We start from the raw sequence: 17,774 nt of genomic DNA, 5'->3' as shown, positions 1-17,774 counted from the left end.
CGCCGAACACGAGGCACTACACGTGATGACCCAGCCGGTCATTGCACCCCTGAAAACCAGCTAACCAACTCTCCATCAAACCCGGGGCTTGACACTCCCTGGCCGTGGAGAGGCTGGACGCGGTCAACCTCCGCCTCCCGGACGACAACACGGCCCCCTACGACTTCAAGGCCCTCCTGGACGCCATGATCGCCATCCGCGACGAGGGCCTGATAGCCGGCATAGGCCTCAGCAACACCACCCGCGACCGCCTCCTGGAAGCGGTCCACCACACCGAGATCGTCTGCGTCCAGAACGCCCTCAACCTCCTGAACCGAGACTCCCTCCCCATCCTCCGAGAATGCCAGGAACTAGGCATAGCCTTCGTCCCCTTCTTCCCCCTGGCCTCAGCCTTCGGCGGCGTCAACCACCTCCTGACCCACCCCACCCTGACGGCGACAGCCCACCGCCTCCGAGCCCTCCCCTCCCAGGTAGCCCTCGCCTGGCTCCTCAACCTGGCCCCCAACGTCCTCCTGATCCCAGGCACATCCTCCCTACCCCACCTGATCGACAACACCACAACCACCCGAATCCACCTGGACCAAGAAGCCCAAGAAGCCCTGAACACCCTCACCCCCTGAAGCCCCCCTCGCCACCGCCACCCTTGACCCATCGCCGGTGGCCCCGCCACCCGCAGCCCCGTGACCCGCCACCCACGGCCCGGCCACCCACGACCCCGCCACCCACGACCGGCCACTCGTGATCCGCCACTCACGGCCCGCCATCCATGACCCGCCACTCACGGCCCGCCATCCATGGCCCGGCCACCCGTGCCGTGCTCCGCGCGGGACAGGCCCGCCAGCCGTAGTCCTTTGCCTCGTGGCCCCGCCGCCGTGCCCACGCCACACGACCGGCTACGACCCAGCGGCCCCGTCGGGCGCAGAGCGCGTCCCCACCCGGCCGCAGGAGGCGGACCACATCCCTGCTGAGCGACTCCACACCCCAATTCCCCATCGACCCGTGGCAACCAGATCACGTTGCGGGGCCCCGATCTCGCGCCACGTCCCCAATGGACCGATACGTGCCTCACCAGCATCACGCAGCTGCCGGAAGTAGCGCGGCGCACGGTCAACAGCATCGACGGCACCATCCCGCGCTTACAGGTCACCGCACACGACCGTCCGTGCAATGCAACACCTGGGAGCGGACCGGTCGGAAGGGCTGGAAAAGCGTTCAACGATGCCGAGGGCCCAGGAACCAGGAAGCGGAGTCGCGAACTTTCAGCAAGCCCGGCACTACCGTGCCTGAGTCGCGGCTCCCCAGCCGGCCCCAGAGCACCAAGCCGACGTCGCGGGGCAGGGACCGACCACGAGACAGGGACCGACCGCGGAGCAGGTGTCAAGTGCGGAGCAGGCGCCAACTGCCGAGCAGAAATCGACCCACCAGCACGGGCCGACGGCGGAGCTAGAACCGACCGCCCAGTCGTAACCGACCGCCCAGCAGAAACCGACCCCACCGTAGGAGCCGACCGCGGAGCAGCAGTAGGCCGCAGGGCTGGGGTCGACCGCGAAGCAGCTGCAGGCCGCAGGGCAGGAGCTGACCGCGAAGCAGCTGCAGGCCGCAGGGCAGAAGCTGACCGCGAAGCAGCAACAGGCCGCCGAGCTAGGGTCGACCGCGGACTGGGCCTCCGGGGCGGGTCAGTGCTGACACCCCGGGGATCCCGGAGGTCACGTTGCGGCGTGCTGGCTGGTGCCGGATCGCGCGGTGGCTGTTCGAGTAGACACGCCCCCGAAGCCTTCGCCCGCGCCGGTAGGCACGCCACCACCTTAGTGGCGGATGGGAGGCGGCGATCGCCGGCCGCATCGCCAAGTCGGGCGGCTCCCGGCTGGAGCATGCTTGACGGATTGGCCTTGGTGCGACGAAGGCGCTCGTTGTGCCGGCGGGTAAGGCCCCACGCGCGATGACGTTCGTGTGCAAGGCGGAACCGCTGGCCCTCAGGAGAGTATGCGCGGGAAGCCGTGCGGTCGCGCATGCCGGCGATTTCCGCCTGAGTGAACAACTGGAGCTGCCGCATGGAAGTGATTCTCCCGCAACCGGGCGACAATATCTGCCTCCGATTGCCATTTGATCATGCCAAATCCTGATGTCAGAGGATCGTAAGAATTGAGAGTACGGCCGCATCAAACACTTTGATAACGTCGGAGGCAGTCGCTCGCCCTCAATCCTTCTTCGCTCCGTTGCACATAACGTCAAGGACATGCCCCCACCTCGGCAAGGATCGCGATGAGCAACGCAACTGGTGTGCGCGACACGGGCTGGGCGAGCAACACGGGCTGGGCGAGCAACAGGGGCCAGCGTAAGTACCGCGGGGATCGCGGACCGGCGTGGGCAGCGTGAGCAGCGCGGGCCCGCGTGAGCAACGTGATCAGCGCGGGCCCGCGTGAGCAGCGCGGGCCGGCGCGGGCAAGGTGATCAGCGCGGGCCAGGGTGAGCAGTCCAGTCGGGTCGCAACGCAGCACGTGGGTCTGCGCGGAGAGGGGGAAATGTTGGCGGCTTCTTACCGAGAATATGGCGGTGCGCAATCGGGGAAGCGCTACAGCGTGCCAGTTGCGCAAATGACACATGAGTGGCGCCTCTGATCGAGTCGCCGTTCGGACGGAGGAAGGATGGGGCGCCGATTGGGGCAAGCCAGATTTGACTAGTTCGCGCGGATCCTGGTGGGGAGGGATCCGATTTTGAGCTGGCCTTGCGCTGATGGAGGGCTGCCGGGTAAAGACGGTCAAGCGTGCAGGTAACCGGGCGGGCCAAGCGCGGAACAGCGGGCGCGTAAACAGCGGGCGCGGAAGTCAGACGCGAGGCGGAAATCGGACGTGGGGCGCAGAGACCAGTGGGCGCATGGGGCATCGAGGCAGCGGGCGCGGAAACGGTCGGGTTCGGGGCGACCGAGTGCGGAGGGTGTGCCGACGCGGAGAGTGTGCCGACGCGGAGGGAGTCAGGGCAGAGGGCACCGGCGCGGGGTCGGGCCAGGCGGGAGAGGCCGTCCGCAGGGAGGCGGTCTGGCCGGGCGGGAGAGGCCGTCCGCAGGGAGGCAGTCTGGCCAGGCAGGAGAGGCCGTCCGTAGCGAGGCGGTCTGGCCAGGCAGGAGAGGCCGTCCGTAGCGAGGCGGTCTGGCCAGGGCGAATAAGCCGGGCCAAGTCAGTCGTCCGGAGGGACCGAGAGAGAGGCTCGCGCCGGGGCAGGAGAGCCGGCGTCAGGGCCGGGCCGGTAAGTCTGGCCAAACGCCGAGACAGGCGTGGTCACCACGGCCGCGCTCTGCTTGGTGTTCAGCTGGGGTTGTGCCCGGGCGAGGCCCGTTGGGGATAGACGGAAACGGTCGGGTGCGTGGGTGGGTGCGTGGGCTAGAGGAGGGCCGTCACCGTCAGGGAGATTGTGGTCAGGGCTGCGGCCAGGTAGCCGAGGCGGATTACTGCGGGGTCGGTGAGGATTTCGAGGAGTTGGTGGGGGGCCGGTTTGGGGGCGGTTGGGTAGGGGGTGGGGGTGGCGCGGGTTCCGACCTCCCAGTGGGGGATGTCGTTCAGGACGCTGGCGTTGGTGGTCATGGGGGCCTCCTCGTCTCCGGGGCGGCTGTTCGCCGCTTGGGGATGACTATTCCGGGGCGGGGTGGGGTGTCGCATCGCCAGCCAGTGGGGTTCGGGGGGCCTGGTGATCGGACGAAAGTCGTAGGGGTGGCCTGCCTTCGACTGCCCTGGGGGTAGAGGCCTGGGGGTGGAGGCCTGGGGGTGGAGGCCTGGGAGTGGAGGCCTGCGGATGGGAGCTCGGGAAGGAAGGCCAGCAAGTGGGGGCCAAGGAGCGGAGCCCAGGAAGGGAAGGCCCGGGAGCGGAGGCCATGGACGGGCCAGGAGCGGAGGGACTGGAGGCCAGGCGCGGGCCAGGAGCGGAGGAGCTGGAGGCCACGGACGGACCGAGGACGAAGGGAGTGGAGGCCAGGGACGGGCTAGGAGCGGAAGGAGCTTAGGGCAGGGACGGGCCAGGAGCGGAAAGAGCGGAGAGCAGGGGCGGGCCAGGAGCGGAAAGAGCGTAGGGCAGGGGCGGAAGAGGGGCCGGCGGAGGTCAGGGGGTGGGGTTGAAGGTGACCTCGGCGGTCTTCTTGGTTCCTGCTGTGCGGCCGGGGGCCGAGTGGTGCTGCCAGTACAGGTTGGTGTGGGCGATGACCTTGTCGGGGGTGGGGGCTCCGTAGGCCGTCAGGTCCTCGGTGGTGTGGGCGTCGGATACCAGGGTGGTGTCGTAGCCTCGGGTGATCGCGCCGTGGAGGGTGGAGCGGATGCAGGCGTCTGTTTGGGCTCCCGCGACGATCAGGTGGCCGATGGAGTGGGCTGCCAGGGTGGCTTCGAGGTCGGTGTCCTCGAAGGAGTCGCCGTAGCGCTTGTGGACGACCGGTTCCTCGGGGCGGTGCGGGAGTTCGGGGACGTACTGCCAGGGGGTGCTGTCGCGGGGGAGGTCGGCGGCGCTGTGCTGGACCCAGAGGACCGGGGTGCCGGTGGTGCGGGCCTTGTCGACGAGGGTGGCGATGTTGGCGATCACCCGGTCTCGGTCGTACGCGTTCGCCATGACGCCGTTCTGGACGTCGATGACGACGAGCGCGGTGCGGGGACGGTCGTCGAGCGTGGTCATGGGGCACCTCCGGGCCGGGTGGCGGCAGTCGTGGAGATGCTAGGCCGGGGGTACGACACAACCGTGGGAACCGGGTCGCGCCGTACACCTTGCCCGGTTAACGTCGGGGTCATGCGTTCCGGACGGCTCTATGACCAGCTCGTGGGCGAGGCCGTGGGCGTACCCATCACGGGTTGGGAGTTTGCCTGGCTGGACGGCCGGGCCGTCGGGTCGGATCCGTCCTGGTCGTATCCGTCGCTGGCGCGGTCGCTGCTGCGCCGGGCGCACGGTGTGCTGGATCTGGACACGGGCGGCGGGGAGTTGCTCGCCGAGCTGGCGCCGCTGCCCTCGCACACCGTGGCGGTGGAGAGCTGGGCGCCGAACGTGCCGGTCGCACGGGATCGGCTGGCTCCGTACGGGGTGTCCGTGGTCACGGAGTTGCCGGGTGGTGAGGAGGAGTTCGACGTGGTGTTGAGCCGGCACGGGCGGTTGCCGGCCGAGGACATTGCGCGGCTGCTCAGGCGGGGTGGGACGGTGCTCAGTCAGCAGGTGGGCAGCGACGATCTCGCCGACCTGAACGCCGAGCTGGGCGCTCCCCCGCCCGCGCCGCAGCGCTGGACGGCGGCCACGGCGGTCGCGGCTCTGGAGGCCGCCGGGCTCGAGGTGACCGACGTACGCGAGGAGCGTCCGCCGCTCACGTTCCACGACGTCGGCGCCATCGTCTATCAGCTCCGGGCGGTGCCGTGGCAGGTGCGGGACTTCAGCCCGGAACGGTACGAGCGGGCACTGCGCCGCATCGACGGGGTCATCCGTACGCAGGGGCAGTTCACCGCGACAGCACACCGTTTCCTGGTACGGGCGTCACGGGGCTGAGGGTGGCGAGGTCGGTCCGTCGTCGCCGCGGGCCGTCGCCGGCGTCGGCGGGTTCCCGGCACAGGTACGCGTTGAGGTAGAGCAGCGCCGCCAGACCCGCGAACGGCACGCAGAGCAGAATCATCCCCTCGGACATGGCGAGCGGTCAGGCGTTCTTCTCGCGGGCCAGGTGGAAGTGCTCGACCAGCTCGTACGCGTCGACCTCCGCCTCACCCTCGATGTCCGCGAAGCAGATCCACGCGCCCCGCGCCATGGCGAAGCCGAAGTGCATCGCGGCGCCCTTGTCCTGGATGTGCGCCGACGTGACGACGCGGGTGTGGGCGATGTCGCCGAGCGACCCGGCGGAGCCGTTGCGGGAGCCGGCCGCCACCGCGATGACCTCGAACGAGATCCGCTGGGCGTGCAGGGCGTCGCTGAGCCGCTGCACTGCATCCTGCAGCCGGGCGCCGGGGTTCTGGAAGGGGACGACGACGGTGAGCTCGACGCTGCTGACGGCGTACGGCCAGGGCAGCGGCGCGAGGTCACGGGCGGGACCGGCAACGACCACCGGCGGGACGGCGAGGAGGTTGGAGTTCGTCATGCCGCGTAGTTCGGTCCGCAACCTCAATGCAACCTCATCCCGTCCTCAAAGGCCGCGCAAACGTGTCCGGCCGTTTCTGCTCAGTCCGCCGCCCGGAGAGCCGATCCTGGTTGAGGATTACCAGGAGGAATCGCATCGTGACCCAGAGTGACTCTCGATGGATGGGCGTAGGAACGTCGGCCGACCCGAACGCGGAGGAGGCCGGCCTGCTCGCCGCCGCGGCGGCCGTGGGTGACCGCGGGGACGGGCGGCTCATCGTCGTCTTCGGCAACCCGCGCCACGATCTGGCGGCGGTGCTCCGCGGCGTCGGCAAGATCGCCGGCGGCGTACCCGTGGTCGGCTGTTCCACCGCGGGCGAGTTCACCGGCGCCGGCGCCGGCGACGACGGCGTGGTGGTCGCCGCGCTCGGCGGCCCGGGCCTCGACGTCGAGACCCGGCTGGTCGGCGGCCTGAACGAGCGTCCCCGCGAGGTCGGCGCGGAGGCCGCGGAATGCGCGACCGCACTGCCGGACGGCGGGCGTACGGCGATGCTCATGTTCATGGACGGCCGCGCCGAGCAGCAGGGCGAGGTGCTGCGGGGCGCGTACGACACGCTCGGCGCCTCGATGCCGCTGATCGGCGGCTGCGCCGGCTCGGACGCCCGGACCGGGTCCGCCTTCGTGCTGCACCGCGGTGAGGCCGTCGCCGACGCGCTGGTCACCGTGGCGATGCGCACCGAGGGGCACTTCGGCATCGGCGTCGGCAACGGGTACGGCGTCGTCGGCGACCCCATCCTGGTCACCCGCAGCGGCCGGGGCCGGATCGACGAGCTCGACGACCGGCCGGCGCTGGACACGTACCTCGACCGGTTGAACGCCCCGGCGGAGGCCTACCGGGACCCGCGGGCGTTCGCCCGGTTCGCCCTCGACCACCCGCTGAGCATCCGCCGCCGCAGCGGCCGCGAGGTGCGCCTGGTCAGCGGCGCCGATCTGGCGACCCGCTCGCTGCTGTGCCCGGCGAACGTTCCCGAGGGCGGCACGGTGTGGCTCAGCGACGCGACTCCCGAGGATCTGCTGGACGCCGCGGGCTTCGCGCGTACGCAAGCGGTCGAAGCTCTTCCGGGTCCGGCCCTGGGGCTGCTGGCCTTCAACTGCATGGGCCGCCGCCAGGTGCTCGACGCCGGTCCCGGGCTGGCGGACGAGGTGCGCCGCCTCGCCGGCCCGGACGGCACCCCGCTGGCCGGCTTCTACTCGGCCGGGGAGATCGCCCGCACCCGCGGCATCGACGGCCTGCACAACTATGCCGTGGCCGTGCTGGCGGTGGACTGATGCGGATGGCTTCGGGGGTGGGCGCCACCCACCTGCTGGCCGAGTTCGTCGCGCTGATGGCCAGCGTCTCCGACGAGCGCCGGGCGATGCAGGTGGCCGCGGAGCACGCCGCGTCGGCCGCCGAGGCCGAGGTCTGCGCGGTGCTGCGCGACGACGACGTGGTGTCGGTGGGCTTCCCCCGCCGCCAGTGCCCCACCGGCCTGGTCCGCGAGCTCGCCCAGTCCGGCGCCCGCCGGGCCCAGCTCCCGGGCGTCGGCGACTGTCACCTGGCCGTGGCCACGATGAGCGGCGAGGTCTCCGGCCACCTGCTGCTGGCCCGCCTCCAGGACCCGTTCTCCCCCGACGAGATCAGCCTGCTCCGGGCGACCGCGCGGGTGCTGTCGCTGAGCCTGACGATGATGGAGACGCTCACCGCCGAGCGCCGGCTCCGCGAGCACAGCGATCGGCAGGCCGCCGAGAACGCCCGGCTGGTGCGGGAGTTGGAGGCGCGGCAGGCGCTGGTGGAGTCGCTGCGCCGGATCGAGGGTGCCATCGCGCGCCGGGACCCGCTGCGCGAGATCCTGGACACCATCACCGAGGCGGGTCACCTGCTGCTGCACGGCCGTACGTCCACCCTGCGCCTGCTGGCCGCGCCGGACTCGGAGGATCTGCGCCTGGCCGCGTCGGCCGGGGCCACCGAGTCCGAGCTGGGGCTGCGGGTGCCGAGGTCGGCCGCGCCGCTGACCGATGCGGCCATGTCGCACCGGCGCCTGGTCGCGCTCGACGACGGCAGCGGCGAGCTGCCCGGGGCGGCGGCGACGATGGCGTGCCCGGTGGTGGAGAACGACACCGTGGTCGGTGCGCTGACGGTCGGCCGTACGGCCGGTCAGCCGCCGTTCACCGACGCGGACCGGGAGGCGCTGCTCGCGCTCGCCGACCACGCCGGGATGGCGGTGACCGATGCCGCCGCCGTACGCGCGGTGCACGAGGCTCAGCTCGACCCGCTGACCGGGCTGCCCAACCGGGTGATGTTCACCGGCCGGCTGGAGCAGTCGCTGCTCGAGGGCCACGACCGGGGCGAGACGGTCGGCGTGCTCTTCATCGACCTGGACCGGTTCAAGCCGGTGAACGACTCGCTGGGCCACGCCGCGGGCGACGAACTGCTGGCGGAGGTGGCCCGGCGGCTGCGGAGCTGCCTGCGCGACGGCGACACGAGCTCCCGCCTGGGCGGCGACGAGTTCGCCGTGCTGCTGCCCGCCGCCGGCCTGGCGGACGCGGTGGCGGTCGCGGAGCGGATCTCCGGGCAGATCCGCGCGCCCTTCGAGGTGCTCGGCAACCTCGTGCACGTCAACGCCAGCATCGGCGTCGCGGTCAGCACCGCCGGCCAGGACGCCGCGCAGGTGCTGCACGACGCGGACGTCGCGATGTACCGCTCCAAGAAGCTCGGCGAGGGACACCTCCAGGTGTACGTCCCGGAGATGCACGCCGACATGCTCAACCGGGTGCAGCTGGAGACCGACCTCAGCACCGCGCTGGTGCACCGGCGGCTGGTCACCCGGTACGCACCGGTGGTCGACCTCGCGTCCGGCGAGGTGGTGGCGGTCGCCGCCGCGCCGTACTGGGAGCATCCGCAGCGCGGCCTGCTGGCGCCCGCCGACTTCCTGCCGCTGGCGGCGGAGACCGAGGTGGGCGGCCGGATCCAGCGCTGGCTGCTCGCGCAGGGCTGCCGGGAGCTGGCCGCGTGGCGGCACACCGGCGTGACCGGCCTCGGCCTGCACCTGCAGCTCGACGCCCACCAGCTGGTGGACGAGCGGTTCCGGGCCGGCGCCCAGAACGTGCTGGGCCTCAACGGGCTCGCCCCCGCCGACGTGACCTTCGAGGTCAGCGCGCGGGTGCTGGCCGACGAGGCGGAGAAGGTCGCCGCGCACGTGGCCCGCTGGCAGCGCGACGGCTTCCGGATCGCGGTGCGCGACTTCGGCTCGGCGCCGTTCGCGCTGGCGGACCTCTGCGGCGTCGCCCCCGACCTGGTCAAGATCGATCTGGCGAGCCTCGGGCCGGCCCTCACCCCGGACGGCCGGCGCCGGCTCGTCGCGGCGGCGCGCCAGTTCAGCGAGGTGGTGGTGGCGCAGGAGGTGGGCCCGGACGAAGAGGTCGCGGCGCTGCTCGCGGCGGGTTGCGGCTTCGGCCAGGGCGGCGCCCTCGGCCCTCCGGTGAGCGCCGGCGAGCTCGCCGGCCGGCTCCCGGTGCCGGTCTGACGGCGCGCCGCGGCGGTAAACGAGCCGAACGGACGAAACGCGGTCCAGAAAGAGGCTAAATCTTTTTACTTCTTTCACCGATCACGTACGGCGGCGCCCGGCCGGAGACTGGGCCGGTGGCCGATCACGAACCTCGATGGTACGACGAACTCCCCGCGCGCGGCCTCTGGCGCACCCGCCGCCGCGACCGGATCGAGTTCGTCATCGCCGCGGTGCTGCTCACGGCCCTCCTCGGCCTCCTGGCCCTCGGCGCGTCACGCGAGCCGCACCGCGGCCCCCGCCCGGCGCCGGCCTCCTCCGGCGTCACCGCCCCGGCCGGCGGCGGCGCCACCTGAGCAGGCAGCCCACCCCCGCCGAAAAGCTGATCTGACCTTGAGAAACGGACGCCCAGACTGTGCCGGTGACGAACCAGACATCCGCGTGGTCGCGGCTGCGGCCCCTGCACCGGGCCGGGATCATCGTCGCCGCCCTCGTTCTCCCGTGCTGCGGCGGGCTCACCGTCCTCGGCGCCCTCGCCGGCGATGAGACGCCCCCCGCCGCCGCCCCCGGGGTGCAGCAGTTCGCCGGCGGGGCGCCGGCCGCCACCACCGCGACGACGCCGAGAACCGAGAAGAAGACGGTCACGAAGACCAGCGCCATCAAGCACAAGACGCGTACGGAGAAGGACGACTCGCTGCCCAAGGGCGAGCGCGAGCGGGTGACCGAGGGCGTCGACGGCGTCCTTACGCGCACGTACGAGGTCACACTGGTCGACGGGCGGGAGACGGCACGCAGGCTGGTCTCCTCGCGGGTCACCCGCAAGCCGGTCACCGAGGTGGTCGCCGTGGGGACGTACGTCGAGCCCGAGCCGGAGGACGACGGCGGCGGGGACTGCACGCCCGGCTACGACCCGTGCGTGCCGGTCGCCTCCGATGTGGACTGCGCCGGTGGGAGCGGGAACGGACCGGCGTACGTGGACGGTCCCGTCCGGGTGACCGGCAGCGACCCGTACGACCTCGATCGAGATCACGACGGGATCGCCTGTGACACGTGAGAGGTCTGACGTCGCTGTCGCCTATCCGTCATACGCCTTATAAACGCATTTGGCGCGAAATCTTCCGTCCATACTGGGCGCGGCACCGAGTGGTGCCGCATCCATCAGACGGGGGTCCGTGATGCAGTGCGAGACAACACCGAACCGACGGCGACGGGAGGCGGCTGCCGCGGTGGCCGTGGCGCTCGCCGTACCGCTGGGCGTCAGCGTGATCGCGGCGCCGGCTCAGGCGGCCGGGCGGGCGACGCTTCCGGTCTTCGGCGTACGGTCGGCCGGCCTCAGCGAGGCGCAGACCGCCGGCCTGGCCCGCGCGCTCGGTCTCAAGCAGATCGCGCGCGGCGAGGACGGCAGTGTCCGGTACGCCGCCGAGAAGTCGTTCCTGTCCGTGCCGACCCGGGTGACCGGCGAGGGCAAGGACGAGGACGGGCAGCCGACGACGACCACGGTGCTCGACGTGGCGGCGCTGAAGCGGCTGCGGACGATCAGTGAGGCCGACGCCCTGCGGCGGTCGGCGAAGGCGCTCGGCGCGGCGAAGCTGCTGCCCCGCGGCGCGAAGGCGAGCGCGCGCAAGACCACGGTCACGGCCGTCGACCGCCGGGGCCGGACCACCGTCTCGGCCGCCCTCGACACCGCCGTGTCGTACGCGTTCACCCTCGCCGGCCTCCCCTACGAGGGCCCCGGCGCCAAGATCCGCGTGGCGTTCGACGGCAAGGGCGCCGCCACCAGCCTCTCCTTCAGCACCCGCACGCTGGCGCAGGCCGGCTCGGTCGAGGTGCTGACCGCCGCCGAGGCGCGGGCCCGGTGCGCCAAGGCGATGGGTCCCGCCGTACGCGTGGCCTCCGCGACCCCGATCTACTGGGCGCCGGCGCTGTCCACCGGCGCGCAGACGATCGAGCCGAGCTTCCGCTGCGCCGGCGTCGACGTCGCGGGCGCCCAGGCCCAGCGGGTCGTCGTGCCCGCCGCGGTCGACGCCCCGCTCGCCGCGGCGCCCGAGCCGCAGGAGCCGCGCGGGACCGCCGGCCCGGCGGCGGGCGCGAGCAAGAGCACGCAGTCCGGGCCGGCGTCGCGGGCGTACGGCCGCGCCGACGTCGGCAGCGAGGGCACCGGCGTGTGCTCGGGGCTGCCGTACACCAGCAACAACCTCAACTCCTTCAACAACCAGTTCACCAGCCGCGGCATCCCGGTCGAGTTCAGCTGGCGCGACCACAACGCGTGGGAGCAGGACTTCAAGGACCCGGCTTTCGGCGGCGACGACAGCAACTGGGCCGACCACGTCGACATGACGTACTGGCAGGGCCACGGCTCGCCGACCGGCTTCAGCTTCGCCGGGTGCAGCAGCAACGACGACACCTTCCTGGCGAACACCGAGGCCCGCTGGGGCAACGGCGACGTCGAGTGGATGAGCCTGTTCACCTGCCTGATCCTCGCGCAGGAGTCGGGCGGCAAGCGGTGGTGGCAGCGCTGGGGTCCGGCGTTCGCCGGGCTGCACCAGATCAACAGCTTCCACACGGTCTCGTACCACAGCGCCTCGCACGGCGGCACGTACGCGAACTACATGCTGCGCAGCCCGTTCCTGTGGTGGAACAACCCGATGCCGGTCCGCAGCGCCTGGGCCCAGGCGTCGATCGACGACCAGCCCGCCTCGGTGGTGTGGGCGAGCATGGGCCCGATCGGCCCGGGCGGCTCGGTGAACATGAACGACTACTTCTGGGGCAAGGGCCCGGTCGGTCCGGACGTGCCCGCCGCGTCGGTCACCGGTTACTGGTACATCTCCGGCGCCTCCTGAACAACACCGGCATACAGCGACACAGCGAGGCCGCGCCCGACCGGGTGCGGCCTCGTTCCTTCTCAAGTCCGGCGCAGGGTTTCCTCAAGCCCGGGTCAACGCGGCCGATCGTCACGCCGTGGAAGATACGTCGGAGTTTCCTCAGCCGGGTGCCCGCCTCGTGCACATCGGGCGCCAGCCCATCTTCGACGCGTCCGGCGACATCGCCGGCTATGAGCTCCTCTTCCGCGGCAATACCCAGGCCGTCGAGGCGGACCGCCGGGACGCGTACGCGACCAGCCAGGTCATCGTGAACGCCTTCACCGAGTTCGGCCTCGACGAGGTCGTCGGCGACCGCATGTGCTTCATCAACATGACCCGCGAGTTCCTCACCGGCGAGCTGATCCTGCCCTTCGGCCCCGAGAACGTGGTGCTGGAGATCCTCGAGACGATCGACGTGGACGACGCGGTGGTGGCGGGCGTGACGAACCTGGTCGCCGCCGGCTACCGGATCGCCCTCGACGACTTCGTGTGGCAGTCCGGCCACGAGCGGCTGCTGCCGCTGGCGTCGTACGTGAAACTCGATCTGCCGCACTGCGACCTGGACCGCCTCGCCGACCAGCTGGCGTTCTTCCGCGGCTTCCCGCACGTGGAGATCGTCGCCGAGGGCCTGGAAACCCTCGACGACCTGGCCCTCTGCGACCGTCACGGCATCGAACTGCGCCAGGGGTACGTGCTGAGCCGCCCCCAGGTGATGACGGCCGCCTGCATCCCGCCCTTCAAGCTGCGCCGGCTGGAGCTGCTCGGGGCGCTGAGCGAGGTGGACGCCGACCTCGACCGGGTCGTGGAGATCATCTCCAGCGATCCGGCGCTCACCATGCGGGTCCTGCGCGCGAGCAACAGTGCCGCGGTCGGCAGCATCCAGCGGGTCTCGTCCATCCGGCAGGCCGTGGTGCTGCTGGGGCTCGGCCACATCCGGCGGTGGGCGATGCTCATGGTCGTCGACGACGTCGCCGAGGCCACCGAGGCGCAGCTGACCAACGCGCTCACCCGGGCCCGGCTGTGCCACAACCTGGCGGCCCGCTTCGACGCCGACCCGGACGCGGCGTTCGTCGCCGGCCTCATCACCGCGGTCGCCGAGCTGCTCGGCATCACCGCCTCGTCGATGGTCAACCACCTGCCGCTGACCGCGGACCTGGTCGCGGCGCTGACCCGGGGCATCGGGCCGCTCGGCCGGATGCTGCGGGTGGTCGACGCGTACGAGCACGGCGACATGGCCCGGATGGGTTTCGCCCGGGGCGGCAACGACCTCACCGGCGCGGTCATGGACGCCCTGCGCTGGTCCACCCAGACGGTGGCGGCCGCGTCCCGGCAGCAGGAGCTCGTCGTCTCCTGACGCCGGCTGGAGGCTGCGTTGAGGTAGCCCGCCGACTGGGCCGGGCATGACCGTGGCACAGCTCCCCCCGCCGGGCACCCAGGCCGTTCACGACGTGCTGGACAGCGGCGCCCTGCAGGTCGTGTTCCAGCCGATCGTGCAGCTGGAGGACGGCGTGGTCCGCGGCTACGAGGCGCTCGCCCGCTTCGACCGCCGGCACTTCCCGAGCCCCGCCGAGGCGTTCGCCGCCGCCATGGCGGCCGGGCTGGGCGTGGAGCTGGAGCTGCTGGCCATGGAACGGGCGCTGGAACGCGCCGGCGACCTGCCCGAGGGCGCCTGGCTCAGCCTCAACGCCTCGGTCGAGGCGCTGCTGACGCCGCGCACCACGACGCTGCTGCTGGCGCACGCGCACCGCCGGATCGCGGTGGAGCTCACCGAGCACACCCAGGTCACCGACTACACCGCGCTGCTGGCGGCGATCGGCCCGCTGCGGGAGGCCGGCATCCTCATCGCGGTGGACGACGCGGGCGCCGGCTTCGCCAACCTCAGCCAGATCCTCCAGCTGCGCCCGGACGTCATCAAGCTCGACATCTCGCTCACCCGTGACATCGACGCCGACCCGGTACGCATCGCCCTGGCCCGCGCGCTGACCACCTTCGCCGCGAGCATCGGCGCGCTGCTGGTGGCCGAGGGCATCGAGACGTACGCCGAGCACGAGCAGCTCCTCGCGCTCGGCGTACGCCACGGGCAGGGTTACTACATCGCCAGGCCGGGAGCGCTGCCCAGCCGGCACATCGAACCGCTGCTGTAGCCGCGGTCAGGGCAGGTCGGCGGGGCGCAGCACGCGGTCGACGGCGTGCGCGATCTGCCGGTTGCCCTTGTTGAGGTCGAACTTCGCCACGCGCGCGTCGGCGTCGTTGCGGTCGGCGTCGACGAGCTTGACCCCGCGCGCCCACCAGCAGCCGTACACGTCGACCTTGATCGTGCCGCCCGACGCGGTGGTCAGCTTGGCGCCGTCGGCCTTCAGCGCCGCCTTCCGGTCGACCGTGGCGCCCGGCACGACGTGGTAGAGCAGCACCGACTCCACGGTGTCGATGCCGAGCCCCGCCACGGCGGTGAAGGCCTGCTTCTCGCCCGGCAGCCGCTTGGTGCCCTGCAGGTCGGCGACGAGCCTGGCGAACGCGGTGTCGTTCGGGGTGAACGCGGTCAGCGCCGTCTTCCCGTCGGTGAGCACCTTCACCGGGCTGGCCGGCTTCGCGTCGAGCACCGCGAGGACGGCGGCGGTCAGCACGTCGAAGTCGCGGCCGTTGCGGTCGAACCCGCTCTTGTCGGCCGTCAGCACGGCGGCCAGCGAGCGCGTACCCAGGGGCTTCGTCGTGGTGGACGCGGACGCGGGAGCCGTGGCCAGGCCGGAGGCGACGATCGCGGCGGTGGCTACCACGGCGGCGCGCTTGCCGAGTCGGGTGAGGTTCATCAGCGTGCTTCCTTCCGGTACGCGGTGGCCCGGTGCCACCCACCACGTCCTTCGCCCGCTGCCGCCGCCGTGGATGCACCCTCAGGCCGGCAATTGCCGGCAATACAGGGCGTCGGGGGTACGCCGGGAGCCGATCCGCCCGGTGTACGCGATCCCGGCCGCGTACTCGCGCTCCCCGCACTGGCCCTTGTAGTTGCCGGTCGCGAAGTCGCCGCCGGGGTTGCCGGCCGGCCGGTTGTCGCCGCGGTCGAACCACACCGTACGGCCGGAGCCACCCACCGCGGGGGCCGCCGGGGCGCACAGCGCGCTGGACATCGCGGCGCCGCGCACGGCGTACCCGATCAGGAACGACCCGGCGGGGCACTGCAACTTGCTGTAGCCGGAGGCCCAGTCGTCGGTGACGTACCGCTCGTCGGTGACCACCTGGGGCGCGGTCCCGGCCGGCCACAGGCCGCCGGCCGTGACGTCGGTGCAGAGCCCGCGGTTGCCGGTGTGCGCCAGCCCGATCAGCCGCTGGCCGTCGGGGCAGGCGGCCTTGCGGGCACCGGAGTCCCAGTCCGGGCGTTCCCGCATCCGCAGCGACGCCACGAAGTCGCCGTGGTCGGGGCTCAGCATCGACCAGCGCGCCACCGGCTCGACGTATCCGGTGCGGCCGGGCGAGCCGACCAGCGCCGACCAGGCCCCGGCCCGCCAGTCGCCGCCGTCGTACGGGCCGGTGCGCCGCCCGGCGGAGTCCCAGTAGAGCAGCGCCCACCCGTTGGAGCCCCGCTTCTCCGCCCAGCCGACCGCCGGCCAGTACGCGAAGTCCGCGTCGGCGCGGATCAGTTCGCCGGTGAAGTTGGCGAACCAGGCGCGCTGCTTCGAGTCCACACCGGAGTTCACCCCGATGCCGAACTCGCTGATCCACACCGGAGCGGTGAAGTGCCGGCCCGGCTCGGCGGCCACGTACAGCGCGTCGCGTACGAGAACGTTGTGCAGTTCCTCGGGGGTCAGGTCCCCGTAGCGCGGATCGCTGGTCTCGCCGATCCCGGTCGCGCCGCTGTGGTTCGGGCCGGTGTAGTCGTAGAAGTGCGCCGAATAGACCAGCTTCCCGGAGGCGACGAGCGTGTGCGACAGCGACCGTACGGGCCGGAGCGTGGGCCGCTCGTGCGGGAAGCCGTCGACGGGTATGCCGGTCCAGTTGATGCCCTCGACGATGATCAGCAGGTCGGGGTTGGCCTCGCGCAGGATCCGGTCGCCGAGGCGCTGGGAGGCGGCGAACCAGTCGTGGTCGTCGCCCACCCCCCAGTTCGGGTCGTCCCACACCGTACGGCGAACCTCGTTGTAGAGGTCCGCACCCACGACCCGGGGGTTGTCGCGGTAGCGCCGCACGACGGACAGCCAGTTCTCCTCCCAGTCCCGGGTCGACTGGCTGGTGTTCCACCGCTCGTTGCCGTCGACGCCGCAGCACCATCGGGTGGTGTTGGTGTGGTTGTTGAGGATGACGGCGAGGCCGGCGCCGGTGAGCGCCGCGACCACCTCGTCGTAGACCCGCAGCGGCGTCAGGCCGCGCAGCCGCGGGTTGGCGGCCACGGCGGCGTCGGTCACCGGCTGGGAGTCGCGCAGCATCTCGTCGGAGAACGGCAGCCGGACGCTGTTGAGGCCGATCGACCGGAAGCCGGCCACGATGTCGTCCAGCGGCGCCCGGTCGAGCCCGAGCGGTATCCGGTTCGAGTTCTCCCCGGCGTGATGGTTGGCGTCGTCGGCGACGTCACCCGAGCCGTTCCAGGTGCCGCTCGCCCCGTGCCAGTTGGCGGAGCGCAGCTTGAACCGCATCCCGTCGGCGTCGACGATGTAGCGTCCGCGGGTGCTCAGCGGCGCCCGCCAACCGGGGTCGGCCGCCGCCGGCCCGGCCGCGCTCGCGGGCGCGGGGGCGATGGTCAGGGTCAGTAGGGTGACGAGCGCGGGAACCAGGGAAGCACGCACGGCCGGACCTCCGGTCGGACATCGACACTTCTCCATATGAAAGGCCATCCGCGCCCCGAACGCCAGACCCGGCACCGGGCACCAACCGGAGTCGATGCGGCCGGAACGGCTCGGAAACTCGGCCGACGTGGCTAACCCGTACCGGTTAATCGGTGGCTGCCGCTCACATTTACCCTCGTTAGCGTCGAGGTGTGAACCTCTCCCTGACGACGATCATCATCACTACCTGGTCGGCCTTCGCGGTGACGGGCATCTTTGCGGCGGTCCTGTACCGCCGGGGCCGCACCCGGCAGGCGGCCCACCCCCGGCCGGTCCGGCTGTCCCCGCGTACGCCCCGCCCGGACCCCGCGGCGCTGGAGAACGCGCACCGGCTCTGGCTCGACGGCCTGACCGGGACGAACGTGGACGAGCTGTCGGACACCGGCCGCCACCACCTCCCGCCGGAGCTGATGAGCATGCCGACGTACCGGCTGGGCCCGGACCGGGTCGCCCGCGCGAAGGTGCAGGGCGAGAACTGACCGCTAGGGTGCAGTTCGTGA

Annotated in this window: 16 protein-coding genes; 10 read left to right on the top strand and 6 right to left on the bottom strand. The window is 71.9% G+C overall.

Annotation, left to right across the window (positions count from 1 at the left end; translation table 11 throughout):
* Positions 1–104 precede the first annotated feature (104 nt).
* A complete protein-coding gene (locus CLV70_RS36420; protein WP_211304032.1) occupies positions 105–620 on the top strand; it encodes an aldo/keto reductase in 516 nt (171 codons plus the stop codon).
* Positions 621–3,377: 2,757 nt separating this feature from the next.
* Here the strand turns inward: CLV70_RS36420 and CLV70_RS36415 are convergent.
* The gene (locus CLV70_RS36415; protein WP_106131176.1) at positions 3,378–3,578 is read right to left on the bottom strand and encodes a hypothetical protein; all 201 of its coding nucleotides are present in this window, start codon (positions 3,576–3,578) and stop codon (positions 3,378–3,380) included.
* A gap of 511 nt (positions 3,579–4,089) precedes the next feature.
* Positions 4,090–4,650 carry an isochorismatase family protein gene (locus CLV70_RS36410; RefSeq protein ID WP_106131175.1) on the bottom strand — a complete coding sequence of 187 codons (561 nt, stop codon included), beginning with the start codon at positions 4,648–4,650 and terminating at the stop codon, positions 4,090–4,092.
* A 111-nt stretch (positions 4,651–4,761) separates the two neighbouring features.
* On the opposite strand from CLV70_RS36410, the gene CLV70_RS36405 reads away from it, so the two are divergent.
* Positions 4,762–5,502, top strand: coding sequence for a class I SAM-dependent methyltransferase (locus tag CLV70_RS36405; protein ID WP_170148702.1), 741 nt, complete (start codon positions 4,762–4,764; stop codon positions 5,500–5,502).
* Here the strand turns inward: CLV70_RS36405 and CLV70_RS40000 are convergent.
* The gene (locus tag CLV70_RS40000) at positions 5,456–5,611 is read right to left on the bottom strand and encodes a hypothetical protein (protein WP_158277916.1); all 156 of its coding nucleotides are present in this window, start codon (positions 5,609–5,611) and stop codon (positions 5,456–5,458) included. The two genes, CLV70_RS36405 and CLV70_RS40000, sit on opposite strands and share 47 nt — an antisense overlap.
* Before the next feature lie 36 nt (positions 5,612–5,647).
* Entirely contained in the window at positions 5,648–6,082 is a 435-nt protein-coding gene (locus CLV70_RS36395) for a glycosyltransferase (protein WP_106131173.1), read from the bottom strand.
* Between the two features lie 137 nt (positions 6,083–6,219).
* Here CLV70_RS36395 and CLV70_RS36390 point away from each other — a divergent pair, with 137 nt between their 5' ends.
* The 7 genes from CLV70_RS36390 (at position 6,220) to CLV70_RS36360 (ending at position 14,607) form a co-directional block, all read left to right on the top strand.
* Positions 6,220–7,389, top strand: a complete 1,170-nt coding sequence (locus CLV70_RS36390) for an FIST signal transduction protein (protein WP_158277915.1) — start codon at positions 6,220–6,222, stop codon at positions 7,387–7,389.
* Positions 7,389–9,623, top strand: coding sequence for a putative bifunctional diguanylate cyclase/phosphodiesterase (locus CLV70_RS36385; RefSeq protein WP_106131171.1), 2,235 nt, complete (start codon positions 7,389–7,391; stop codon positions 9,621–9,623). Before CLV70_RS36390 ends, CLV70_RS36385 begins: the two co-directional genes overlap by 1 nt.
* A gap of 116 nt (positions 9,624–9,739) precedes the next feature.
* Entirely contained in the window at positions 9,740–9,958 is a 219-nt protein-coding gene (locus tag CLV70_RS36380) for a hypothetical protein (RefSeq protein ID WP_106131170.1), read from the top strand.
* A 65-nt stretch (positions 9,959–10,023) separates the two neighbouring features.
* Positions 10,024–10,656: a G5 domain-containing protein gene (locus CLV70_RS36375; protein ID WP_245908732.1), complete on the top strand. Its 633-nt coding sequence runs from the start codon at positions 10,024–10,026 to the stop codon at positions 10,654–10,656.
* 172 nt (positions 10,657–10,828) lie between these two features.
* The gene (locus CLV70_RS36370; protein WP_106131169.1) at positions 10,829–12,442 is read left to right on the top strand and encodes a DUF6345 domain-containing protein; all 1,614 of its coding nucleotides are present in this window, start codon (positions 10,829–10,831) and stop codon (positions 12,440–12,442) included.
* Between the two features lie 118 nt (positions 12,443–12,560).
* Positions 12,561–13,817, top strand: a complete 1,257-nt coding sequence (locus CLV70_RS36365; RefSeq protein WP_245908731.1) for an EAL and HDOD domain-containing protein — start codon at positions 12,561–12,563, stop codon at positions 13,815–13,817.
* Positions 13,818–13,863: 46 nt separating this feature from the next.
* Complete coding sequence (locus CLV70_RS36360; protein ID WP_106131167.1) at positions 13,864–14,607, top strand: EAL domain-containing protein; 744 nt, start codon at positions 13,864–13,866, stop codon at positions 14,605–14,607.
* Between the two features lie 6 nt (positions 14,608–14,613).
* Here the strand turns inward: CLV70_RS36360 and CLV70_RS36355 are convergent, their stop codons facing one another.
* Positions 14,614–15,270 carry a fasciclin domain-containing protein gene (locus CLV70_RS36355; RefSeq protein ID WP_106131166.1) on the bottom strand — a complete coding sequence of 219 codons (657 nt, stop codon included), beginning with the start codon at positions 15,268–15,270 and terminating at the stop codon, positions 14,614–14,616.
* An 81-nt stretch (positions 15,271–15,351) separates the two neighbouring features.
* Positions 15,352–17,235 (bottom strand): glycoside hydrolase family 5 protein, encoded by a 1,884-nt coding sequence (locus CLV70_RS36350; protein WP_245908730.1) that lies wholly within the window; start codon positions 17,233–17,235, stop codon positions 15,352–15,354.
* 191 nt (positions 17,236–17,426) lie between these two features.
* Here CLV70_RS36350 and CLV70_RS36345 point away from each other — a divergent pair, with 191 nt between their 5' ends.
* Entirely contained in the window at positions 17,427–17,753 is a 327-nt protein-coding gene (locus tag CLV70_RS36345; protein WP_106131164.1) for a hypothetical protein, read from the top strand.
* Positions 17,754–17,774: the final 21 nt, after the last annotated feature.

Source organism: Pseudosporangium ferrugineum, from assembly GCF_003002065.1.
Classification (GTDB): Bacteria; Actinomycetota; Actinomycetes; order Mycobacteriales; family Micromonosporaceae; genus Actinoplanes; species Actinoplanes ferrugineus_A.
Note: the sequence above shows the minus strand (reverse complement) of the source record. Positions and strands in the feature narration are given on the sequence as shown.

Excerpts from the sequence above, each read along its gene's own strand:
- CLV70_RS36415 (WP_106131176.1), bottom strand. The coding sequence starts at position 3,578 with ATGACCACCAACGCCAGCGTCCTGAACGACATCCCCCACTGGGAGGTC.
- CLV70_RS36410 (WP_106131175.1), bottom strand. The coding sequence starts at position 4,650 with ATGACCACGCTCGACGACCGTCCCCGCACCGCGCTCGTCGTCATCGAC.
- CLV70_RS36405 (WP_170148702.1), top strand. The coding sequence starts at position 4,762 with ATGCGTTCCGGACGGCTCTATGACCAGCTCGTGGGCGAGGCCGTGGGC.
- CLV70_RS36395 (WP_106131173.1), bottom strand. The coding sequence starts at position 6,082 with ATGACGAACTCCAACCTCCTCGCCGTCCCGCCGGTGGTCGTTGCCGGT.
- CLV70_RS36385 (WP_106131171.1), top strand. The coding sequence starts at position 7,389 with ATGCGGATGGCTTCGGGGGTGGGCGCCACCCACCTGCTGGCCGAGTTC.
- CLV70_RS36360 (WP_106131167.1), top strand. The coding sequence starts at position 13,864 with ATGACCGTGGCACAGCTCCCCCCGCCGGGCACCCAGGCCGTTCACGAC.
- CLV70_RS36355 (WP_106131166.1), bottom strand. The coding sequence starts at position 15,270 with ATGAACCTCACCCGACTCGGCAAGCGCGCCGCCGTGGTAGCCACCGCC.